Consider the following 3,011-nt stretch of genomic DNA (forward strand, 5'->3'; position numbering starts at 1 on the left):
GCAGTGCCAAACCGTCTCGGCGTTGACAGAGCTGCTTCCCACCCTCACCTACGTCTCCAGGATCAGGCTTGTCAACACCGGCCCAAAACTGACCCCTTTCCACCGGTCGAAAACTGACCCCCCATCCAGGGCCACCGACCGCGCTGCGTGTTCACTTGGCGAGCGGCGTCACCTCCTCAACTGCCCTGAGGCGGCGTCCGCGGCCACCTGAGCGCTGTGCCGGCGCGTCCTTGGTGGCACCGGCTCGTTGGCGCCGGTGGGTGACCCGGCGGCACGCGGGTGAGCAGAAGCGGCGGGCCGAGCCGGGCTGCGGGTTGCGGCAGGCTCCCTCGACGGCGATGACGGTGTCCCTCCCCCAGCACTGACAGCGGGAGAGCTCGCGGGCCGGCTGAGGGCAAGCGTCACGCAATCGCTCAGTTGTCGTCGTCACTCGGGACCCTCCCGAGGTCTCGGCCCTTCAGGCGGTAGCTGTCGCCCTTCAAGTTGACGACCTCGGCGTGATGGACCAAGCGGTCGATCATGGCCGCGGCCACGGTGTCGTCGCCGAAGACCTCGCCCCAGCGACTGAAGGCCTTGTTGGAGCTGACGATCACGCTCGCCCGCTCGTAGCGCGAGCTCACCAGCTGGAAGAACAGGTTGGCGGCCTCGCCCTGGAACGGGATGTAGCCGACCTCGTCAATGATCACGAGCGGGAACCGGCCCAACCTCTTGAGCTCGTCCTGGAGCCTGCCGGCGTCATGGGCTGCTCCCAGGCGGTCGACCCACTGGGCCGCCGTGGCGAAGGCGACGCGATGGCCCGCCAGGCACGCTCTGATGCCGAGCGCGATCGACAGGTGGCTCTTGCCCGTGCCCGGTGGCCCGAGGAACACCGCGTTGGAGCGCGCCTCGATGAAGTCGAGCGCACCGAGGTGAGCGACGACCTCTTTCCGGACGCTGTGCTGGTGCTCGAAGTCGAAGTCCTCCAAGGTCTTGCGGGCCGGGAAGCGGGCGGCCGCGACGCGGTTCTCGCCGCCGTGGGACTGACGGGCCGACACCTCGCGCTCCAGGCAGGCGGCGAGGAAGTCCTCGTGGCTCCAGACCTCAGAGCGCGCCCGCTCGGCGAGGCGCTCGACCCCGGTGGCGATCGACGGGGCCTTGAGCTCCCGGCACAGGTAGGCGAGGTCCCGGGCGCCGCTCACGCCGCACCGGTGATCTCGTCGTAGACAGCGAGGTTGCGCACCTCGACCTCGTCGGAAGACGGCTTCGGCACACCCCGAAGCGCCCGGGCAGCTTCCCGGGCCCGATCATGGACCGGGTCGGTGACGGTGACGTGGCTCGCGAGCGACCGTTCGTGGCTGGCGACCACCTCGTTGCCGAGCTTGGCGGTGACCCGCGCGCCGTCGACGGTGACGTGGATGCGGCGACCCACCGCTTTCGGGTGCACCGAGTAGTCGTTGGTCTGGTGGCGCACCCAGTGGTCGGCCGGCAGGCGCAGGTCGCGGTGTGAGTCCATGTCGGGCAGCACCGGTGGCAGCGCGATCATCGCCGCGAGGTCCTCGTCGATCCGCTCCGACGGCCGGCACCGAAGCCCGGAGTGGACTCGCAGGTTGGCTCTCGTCTCCAGCCAGTCGCCGAGCTGGGTGTTGAAGTCGTCCTGGTCGGCGAAGCTCCGCCCGGGCATGAAACTCGTCTCGAGGTAGCCGTTGGCTCGTTCCACCACGCCCTTTCGTTCCGGATGGCCCTTCGCGAGCACGATCGAGCCCATGGCGAGGGTTCCTTTGAGGCGCAGGTAGGCCTCGGTGTAGATGAGCCGCTTGCCCCGCCTGACCGAGATGGCCGGCTCACCGTCGTAGACACCCATCCTCGGCACCTTGCCGAGCTCGACCACGAGGTCCAGGTGACCGCCCAGCACGTCGGTGGACTCCTTCGAGCCGATCATGCGCGCGAGGATCCAGCGCGAGTAGCAGGTCACCCCGACGAGCACCGGCAGCACGGCCGCCTGGCCGTGGCCGACCGGGATCTCGTAGTCGGGGAACCACAGGTCCCACTGGCACAGCTCGCCGGGCTTGTACTCGGTGCGCCCGAAGGCCTCGGGCACCTGGTAGGCCGGACGGAGCTCGGCGACGCGCTCACGAAGCACCGTGATCCCACGCGTCCAGCCGATCCGCTCGGCGACGACCGTCGCGGGCATATCCGGCGTCAGTCCCAACAACCGCCGGATCTCCGGCTCGAAGGCGTCCACCGCCGAGCCCCGCCCCTCGCGCTCGTACTTCGGCGCCTCCTCGGCCCGAAGTGCCGACCGCACGGTGTTGCGCGCCACGCCGAGCCTGCGGGCGATGGCCTTGATGCCCATCGCCTCCGCACGGTGCAGCCTTCTGATCTCTGCCCATTCCTCCACGTCGATCACATTCCTTCTCCCGGTCGGCCCGTTGTCGGCGGACCAGGATCGAGTCCAAACCACTGAAAGTGGTGGATCCCCGGGAGAGGGGTCAGATTTCAACCGGTGATAGGGGGTCAGTATTCAGGCGGCGGCGACAGCTCGACGGCTTCGTCCAGCGCGTCCTTCCGCCGGCCCGAGATGAAGACATGCGCTCCCTCATCGACGAACAACTTGGCACCGGCCAGCGCCATGCCGCTTGTCCCGCCAGTGATCACTGCGACCTTGCCATCGAGCTTTCCCATCAGCACTCCGTTCACATGCGCTGCCGATATTATGTACACCGAGCTGATCGCTTAACGTATCAGAGAATGCAAGCTATGTACACCGGTCGGTACCCACCTGGACTACGCTGGGCCTATGACAGAGTTGGAGAAGGGGCCGCGAGGACTGCGCCGTGGCAGGGGCGCGCGAGAGCGCATCCTCAGCGCTTCACAACAGCTGTTCCGCGATCAGGGCATCAACCGCACCGGCATCGACCAGATCTGCGCGGTGGCCGAGGTGTCCAAGCACACGCTGTACCAGCACTTCACCGGTAAGGACGAGCTGATCGCCGAATGCCTACGCCGATTCGATCCCGACGTCCTGCCTGAAG

5 protein-coding genes are annotated in these 3,011 nt (G+C 67.8%); 1 reads left to right on the top strand and 4 read right to left on the bottom strand.

The window, feature by feature from the left end:
* Positions 1–151 precede the first annotated feature (151 nt).
* The 4 genes from VNF71_11465 to VNF71_11480 form a co-directional block, all read right to left on the bottom strand.
* A complete protein-coding gene (locus tag VNF71_11465; GenBank protein ID HVA75169.1) occupies positions 152–430 on the bottom strand; it encodes a hypothetical protein in 279 nt (92 codons plus the stop codon).
* Complete coding sequence (istB, locus tag VNF71_11470; protein HVA75170.1) at positions 414–1,178, bottom strand: IS21-like element helper ATPase IstB; 765 nt, start codon at positions 1,176–1,178, stop codon at positions 414–416. The genes VNF71_11465 and istB overlap by 17 nt, the downstream gene beginning before the upstream one ends.
* Positions 1,175–2,386 (bottom strand): IS21 family transposase, encoded by a 1,212-nt coding sequence (istA, locus tag VNF71_11475; GenBank protein HVA75171.1) that lies wholly within the window; start codon positions 2,384–2,386, stop codon positions 1,175–1,177. Before istA ends, istB begins: the two co-directional genes overlap by 4 nt.
* A gap of 107 nt (positions 2,387–2,493) precedes the next feature.
* Positions 2,494–2,661: an SDR family NAD(P)-dependent oxidoreductase gene (locus tag VNF71_11480; GenBank protein ID HVA75172.1), complete on the bottom strand. Its 168-nt coding sequence runs from the start codon at positions 2,659–2,661 to the stop codon at positions 2,494–2,496.
* A gap of 115 nt (positions 2,662–2,776) precedes the next feature.
* Between VNF71_11480 and VNF71_11485 the strand changes: the two genes are divergently transcribed.
* Positions 2,777–3,011 (top strand): helix-turn-helix domain-containing protein (locus VNF71_11485; GenBank protein HVA75173.1); only part of this gene is annotated, 235 nt, incomplete at its 3' end.

It is taken from the genome of Acidimicrobiales bacterium (assembly GCA_035533095.1).
Taxonomy (GTDB): Bacteria; Actinomycetota; Acidimicrobiia; order Acidimicrobiales; family Palsa-688; genus DATLUM01.